General features: G+C 45.2%; 5 protein-coding genes and 1 pseudogene. 4 read left to right on the forward strand and 2 right to left on the reverse strand.

Translation table 11 applies throughout. The features are described from left to right. From ACP45E_RS05040 to fabV, 3 genes and pseudogenes are all read left to right on the forward strand, one after another. Positions 1–85: pseudogene (locus ACP45E_RS05040) on the forward strand (TetR/AcrR family transcriptional regulator); the annotation flags it as partial. Positions 86–183: 98 nt separating this feature from the next. Further along, positions 184–2,466: an acyl-CoA dehydrogenase gene (locus ACP45E_RS05045; RefSeq protein WP_069584766.1), complete on the forward strand. Its 2,283-nt coding sequence runs from the start codon at positions 184–186 to the stop codon at positions 2,464–2,466. 277 nt (positions 2,467–2,743) lie between these two features. Next, positions 2,744–3,946: an enoyl-ACP reductase FabV gene (gene fabV / locus ACP45E_RS05050; RefSeq protein WP_017033782.1), complete on the forward strand. Its 1,203-nt coding sequence runs from the start codon at positions 2,744–2,746 to the stop codon at positions 3,944–3,946. 202 nt (positions 3,947–4,148) lie between these two features. On the opposite strand, the gene ACP45E_RS05055 is transcribed toward fabV, so the two are convergent. Both ACP45E_RS05055 and ACP45E_RS05060 read right to left on the reverse strand, forming a co-directional pair. Continuing rightward, positions 4,149–5,831, reverse strand: coding sequence for an aspartate:alanine antiporter (locus ACP45E_RS05055; RefSeq protein WP_017039013.1), 1,683 nt, complete (start codon positions 5,829–5,831; stop codon positions 4,149–4,151). 188 nt (positions 5,832–6,019) lie between these two features. Next, positions 6,020–6,283 (reverse strand): GrxA family glutaredoxin, encoded by a 264-nt coding sequence (locus tag ACP45E_RS05060; protein ID WP_017033784.1) that lies wholly within the window; start codon positions 6,281–6,283, stop codon positions 6,020–6,022. A 273-nt stretch (positions 6,284–6,556) separates the two neighbouring features. On the opposite strand from ACP45E_RS05060, the gene ACP45E_RS05065 reads away from it, so the two are divergent. Then, the coding region (locus ACP45E_RS05065) for an iron-containing alcohol dehydrogenase (protein ID WP_141707232.1) at positions 6,557–6,876 on the forward strand (320 nt) is incomplete at its 3' end.

The following is a 6,876-nucleotide window of genomic DNA, read 5'->3' on the forward strand; positions in this document are numbered from 1 at the left end:
GAACGATTTTGGTACCAAAGTAGATTCTAAAGCGGTGGTTGATCGGCTCATTCCTTACTTGTCAGCAGGGGTTGCAGCCAATTAATTAAACGCCAGTTAACTCAACTGAAACACAAAACTAATAAAACTAAAAAACCTAATAAATATAAAAACACACCAACACGTGAACAAAAGGATATGAATATGTGCTCTCTACGAAGAAAATGGGTCAGTGATCCCGCTTTTAAATTTTTTAAGAAAGTTCTACCACCATTATCCAATACGGAAAAAGAAGCGATGGAAGCCGGAAGTGTCTGGTGGGATGGGGAGCTGTTCTCTGGTAACCCTGATTTTTCGAAGCTTCATCAGTATCCAGCGCCAAGCTTGACTGATGAAGAGCAAGCTTTCATGGATAATGAGCTAGAAACTCTGTTGGCGATGCTTGATGACTATCAAATTGTCAAAAAGGACCGCGATCTTCCTAAAGATGTATGGGATTACTTACGCAAAGAACGGTTCTTTTCCCTCATCATTTCTAAGCAATATGGTGGTCGTGAATTTTCAGCGCTTGCCAATTCAACCATTGTTTCTCGTATTGCAACTCGCAGCATCAGCGCCGCGGTCACCGTTATGGTGCCGAACTCTCTTGGGCCTGGTGAGTTACTTTCTCATTACGGTACGCAAGAACAAAAAGACTACTGGTTGCCACGCTTAGCCGACGGTACCGATATCCCATGTTTTGCATTAACGGGCCCGGAAGCCGGTTCGGGTGCGGGGAGCATTCCAGATCAAGGCACCGTATGCTACGGCACTCATGAAGGTAAAGAAGTGCTTGGTATTCGCTTGAACTGGAACAAGCGTTACATTACGTTAGCGCCTGTTTCTACCGTACTTGGTTTGGCTTTTAAACTGAACGATCCAGACCATTTACTGGGCGACAAAGAAGAGCTAGGCATCACTTGTGCGCTTATTCCGACTTCTCATGAGGGGGTAGAGGTGGGTGAACGTCATGACCCTATTGGGTTGGCGTTCATGAATGGCCCAACTCGTGGCAAAGATGTGTTCATTCCCATTGAGTGGCTTATTGGCGGCTCTGAATACGCAGGTAAGGGCTGGAGAATGTTGGTGGAATGTCTGTCAGCGGGGCGTGGTATTTCGTTACCAGCTTTGGGCACGGCACTTGGCCACCTCACCTCTCGTACTACGGGGGCTTATGCGTATGTGCGTAAACAATTTGGTATGTCGATTGGTAAGTTTGAAGGTGTGGCAGAATCGCTAGGGCGTATCGGCGGGATGACTTACCTTCTAGAGGCGACACGAACGTTAACAACCACGTCTTTAGACATGAAAGAAAAGCCTGGCATTGTTACCGCGATTGCTAAATACCATATGACAGAAATCGCAAGAACCATTATGAATGACTCCATGGATATTCATTCTGGTCGTGCAATTCAAGAAGGACCGATGAACTATCTGACGTCAGCTTATCTTGGTGTGCCAGTTGCGATTACGGTAGAGGGCGCGAACATTCTTACGCGTAACTTGATGATCTTTGGTCAAGGTGCGACACGTTGCCACCCTTACGTACTTAAAGAAATGGAAGCGGCGGCGAACCCTGATGAAAAAGAAGGGGCAAAAGCGTTTGATAAGTTGCTGTTTAAACATATTGGGCATGCGACCAAAAATACCCTCGGCGCTTTTGGTGCCGGTTTAACCGGATCGCGCTTTATTAAAGCTGAAATGAGTGGACCAACTCAGGTTTATTACAAAGATTTGACTCGCCTTAGTCGTGCACTCGCGGTCAGTGCAGATTTTGCCATGTTGACACTCGGTGGCGATTTGAAACGTAAAGAGATGATTTCAGCGCGCTTGGGCGATGGGCTGAGCTATCTCTACATGGCGTCGGCTGTATTGAAAAAGTACGAAGACGAAGGCCGTCAGCAGCAAGATTTAGACTATGTGCATTACGCCATTCAACACTGTTTCCATAAAGGTGCTGAGGCGTTGCAAGAAGCGTATCGAAATTTCCCACAAAAAATGGTCGGGCGTTTACTCAAGCTGCTTGTATTCCCATTGGGGAATCACTTCGGCAAACCCAGTGACGAGTTAGCGGTCAAGCTTGCTGAAAGTGTGATGACTCCAGGCGCATGCCGAGATCGATTGACTCACTTATGTTATGTCGGTGACAGTGAAGATGACAGCGTCGGCCTAATGGAAAAAGCGTTCCTAGCCATGTACGACATTAAGAGCCTAGAGAGAAAGCTCAATAAGGCCGTTAAGGCTGGTAAAGTGGTTCGCAAAGCGCCATTAACGGAAAAATTAGCACAAGCGTTGGCGGCTGAAGTGCTTACTCAGGAAGAAGTCGATACGATTGTCGCGGCGGATAGACTTCGCTACAAAGCGATTCAAGTCGATGACTTTAGCCATGATTACAGTGAAGTGAGAACACACAAAAACAGTCAACCTAAGCTCAACAGTGTTGCCTAGTTTTTGGTTGTTATCATGAACGACCAGTAAATCGTAAGGGGCCTCTGAATCAGAGGTCCTTTTTCATTGTTGGAATCATTCGTATCAGTTAGTGAAATCGAATAGCCAGATCGAACAGCTAAATCTAATCGTTAAAGTGATGATAAGAGCACAAATTGAATCAGAGTCTCGCTTGAGTGATCCAACCACTTGTCTATTTACCCTGTTTTTGCAGAAACTTGATGCGATTTGGTCGTGAACCTTTTATTCTAGCGATGATTTTTTAAGGAAGTTGAATATGATCATCAAACCTCGAATTCGTGGATTTATCTGTACCACAACACACCCTGTGGGCTGTGAAGCAAACGTAAAAGAACAAATTGCCTACACTAAAGCGCAAGGTCCAATTCAAAATGCACCAAAACGTGTATTGGTGGTTGGTTCTTCTAGTGGCTACGGTCTATCTTCTCGCATTGCGGCTGCATTTGGCGGCGGTGCTTCTACTATCGGTGTTTTCTTTGAAAAAGAAGGGACTGAGCGTAAAACCGGTACCGCTGGTTTTTACAATGCGGCGGCATTTGACAAGCTTGCTCGTGAAGAAGGCTTGTATTCTAAAAGCTTGAACGGCGATGCGTTCTCAAACGAAGCGAAGCAAAAAGCGATTGACCTTATCAAAGAAGACCTAGGTCAGATTGACATGGTGGTTTACTCGCTAGCGTCACCAGTACGTAAATTGCCTGAAACCGGTGAGCTGATCCGTTCATCGCTGAAGCCTATTGGTGAAACATATACAGCAACGGCTGTTGATACCAACAAAGATTTGATTATTGAAGCGTCAGTAGAGCCGGCAACAGAAGAAGAGATCAAAGACACCGTTACTGTAATGGGTGGCGAAGACTGGGAACTGTGGATCAATGCGCTGTCTGATGCAGGTGTATTAGCAGAAGGCTGTAAAACCGTAGCGTACAGCTACATTGGTACTGAGCTTACTTGGCCGATCTACTGGGAAGGCGCACTAGGCAAAGCGAAAATGGACCTAGACCGTGCAGCCACAGAGCTGAACGAGAAGCTTTCTGTGACCGGTGGTAGTGCGAACGTTGCCGTTCTTAAATCTGTAGTCACACAAGCAAGTTCTGCGATTCCAGTTATGCCTCTTTATATCGCGATGGTGTTTAAGAAAATGCGTGAAGAAGGTGTCCATGAAGGTTGTATGGAACAAATCTATCGCATGTTTAGCCAGCGTTTATATAAAGAAGATGGCAGCGCCCCAGAAGTAGATGAAGCGAACCGTCTACGTCTTGACGACTGGGAACTGCGTGAAGACATTCAAAAGCATTGCCGTGAATTATGGCCACAGGTGACGTCTGAAAATCTTAAAGATCTTACTGACTACGTAGAGTACAAAGAAGAATTCTTGAAACTGTTTGGCTTTGGCGTTGAAGGTGTTGATTACGACGCTGATGTTAACCCTGCGGTTGAATCTGATATTATTGCTATCTAATATCTAGCTAAAGCTAAGTGACCGTCAATCCACCCAAATAGGATTGATCGAGTTTATTTAGAGACTAAAAAGGCGCTCACTGAGCGCCTTTTTTTGTCTTGTTGCAATGACTTCGCTGTTCTCTATATTTCTGTTCGGTATTTTGCTTTCTAGCTTTTTTACAGCGCTTCACTTTCATCTTTCTTTTTTTAAGAAGCGACCATTAACTAATAATAATCAGAACGGTTCCGGCAAGCGTCATAAGAATATTGGCGATGGCATAGGTGCCTGCATACCCGAGAGCCGGGATGGTTGATTTAGCATAGTCGTTTACAATATCCATTGCGGGAGCACACGTCCGTGCGCCTATGATGGCGCCGAATAGCAGAGCTCTGTTCATCTTAAGGATATAAGCACCGACTAAGTAGGCGATAACCACAGGGACAACACTGACAAGAAATGCCAAGCCTATGATCTGCGGGCCTACTTGAGATAGGTGTTCGAAAATCTTGCCCCCTGCACTTAACCCAATACCCACCATGAAAATCATAAGCCCTAAGTCTTTGACCATATTTAATGCGCCTTGTGGAACATAACCAAAAGTAGGGTGGTTGGCACGCAGAAATCCAAGGGTAATCCCTGAAAGAAGCAGCCCTACCGCGTTTCCTAGCCCAAACGAAACCTGGCCAAATGTCATGGTGATTAAGCCAAACATTAAACCAAGAATGAAGAAGCTACAGAACGCCAGCAAATCGGCGATTTGGCTATGAATAGAGATAAAACCGATTTGTTCAGCAAGACCTAGAACTCGGCTTTTTTCACCACTGACCTGTAATACATCACCTTTAGCAAGAACGATGTCTAAGTCCATAGGCATTTCAATTTGAGCACGCACCACTCGGTTTAGGAAACAGCCAAATTCAGAAAGATTGAGTTCTGAGAGTCTTTTCCCTACCATACTGTCACTCTTTACAACAATCTCTTCCTCAACAATTCTTAGGTCAAGTAAGTCTCGGTCGAATACCTCTTTGCCGTTGCGAAAGCTAGGGTCCAGACGCGCATGACTGTCTGGAAAACCAACCAGAGCGATTTCATCACCTTCTTGTAATATCGCGTCACCATCTGGGTGGGCGAGAATGCCATTGCGACGAATACGTTCGATATAACAGCCTGTCTGACGATAGATACCCAGTTCACGTAGGTTCTTGCCGTCTGTCCATGCAATGAGCTCAGAGCCGGCTCGGTAAGCACGAATGATCGGTAAATAGACCTTGCGCTGACTAGAGCTTCCAATGCCTCGTTCTTGTGCGATTTGCTGCGCGGAGTCAGATAGGTTTTGCTTCTGTAATTTGGGCAATAGCTTGGCAAAAGTGATCATGCTGATCAAACCCACCAGGTAGGCCATCGCATAACCCACGGATAGGTTTTCCATGACCAGAGTAAGATCCATGTTTCTTGGCATCGTTGCTAACCCCGTGGTTATGGCATCTTGCGCACCAACGAGAACGGGGGTTGCCGTTAGGGCTCCAGCCATCATTCCTGCGGCCATGCCATAATCGAGCCCAAACAAACGAGAGGCAAAGTGAGTAATTGACAGAGCGGTAGACAGTACCACTAAACTCAGGATGAAATAATGCTTTCCATCGCGGAAGAAAATACCAAAAAAATTCGGTCCGGCTTCAATACCAACACAGTAGATAAAGAGCATAAAACCGATTGCGAGGGCTTCTGGGCTAAATGAAAAGCCTAAGTGGCCCATAATCAATGACGTAATGAGTACACCGATTGAATTGCCAAGCTGAAAACTGCCGAAACGGATTTTTCCGAACGCCAAGCCCGATGCTAAGGCGACGAAAATAAGTAGGATGGGGTTTTGCTCTAGTAATTGTATAACGTCAATATTCACGATTGGCTCTTGTTGCAAGAACTGGGGTTGTTTAAGTGGGGGGATTGTAGCGGATTACGCCCAAAAGATAAGTGAGTTTTTTTATAATTTGCAATTACTTCACATAGGGCAAGTAAAACAAAACCTGCCACTGTGGGCAGGTTTATCATTTGCAAGGGGGCAAGCCGTTTTACAAAGGGTTAAGCGGTTTAGCTAAATAGGCCTAAATGCTCTTTTGCGTATGCTTCGAAGTCATCACAACCACCGATGTGGTCTTGGTCTACAAAGATTTGTGGAACCGTTTCAACTGGCTTACCGACAGTCTTTTCTAGATCCGCTTTGCTGATACCTTCAGCATGAATATCAACATAGCGATAATTAAAGTCATCGCGATTCGCTTTAAGCGTCTCTGCGTGTTCTTTAGCACGAACACAATATGGGCATGCTGGGCGGCCAAAAATAACAACGAACATAACTTTTTCTCCTTTATTCTGATAGGTGCAACTATGCCCCAATCTATTCTGGAAATAAAGAAGCAATTACCTCTTGCTACGATAGGGATTACCTATTGATCTCGTTTAGGAGATGAAAGAAATGACGTCGGTGAGCATTCAGCGTGATGTGTCGCAAAAATACCTACTTTTGGTTGAGGCATTATCCAGCAAGTTGCACTCGGTCAAACAAATTATTCGTTGATGAGTGCAAGCTAAAAAGAGATAAATTTAATCTTGAGAGAGGGATGCAGTATGTTTCAATTCATGACATCGACTCGAATTATCTTCGGAGAAGGCGCTCTACAATCCTCACTATCAGTACTGAATCAATACGGCTATAGCGTTCTACTGGTGACAGGAAAAGATCAGTCTCGTTCAGATATTCTGATCTCGTATCTAAAGGCACAAAACATGCGCTATCAGCATGTGAGTATATCGGGGGAGCCTAATATCACTATGGTTGAAGAAACGTCAGTGGTCGGGCGAAAGTTCAAACCGGATATGGTCGTCAGCATGGGCGGAGGGAGTGTCATTGACATGGGCAAAGCTCTAGCCGCTATCATCCCTAATCA

Source organism: Vibrio genomosp. F10 str. 9ZD137 (assembly GCF_049974785.1).
GTDB lineage: Bacteria > Pseudomonadota > Gammaproteobacteria > Enterobacterales > Vibrionaceae > Vibrio.

Coding starts and splice junctions, on each gene's coding strand:
- ACP45E_RS05045 (WP_069584766.1), top strand. CDS start 184: ATGTGCTCTCTACGAAGAAAATGGGTCAGTGATCCCGCTTTTAAATTT.
- fabV (WP_017033782.1), top strand. CDS start 2,744: ATGATCATCAAACCTCGAATTCGTGGATTTATCTGTACCACAACACAC.
- ACP45E_RS05060 (WP_017033784.1), bottom strand. CDS start 6,283: ATGTTCGTTGTTATTTTTGGCCGCCCAGCATGCCCATATTGTGTTCGT.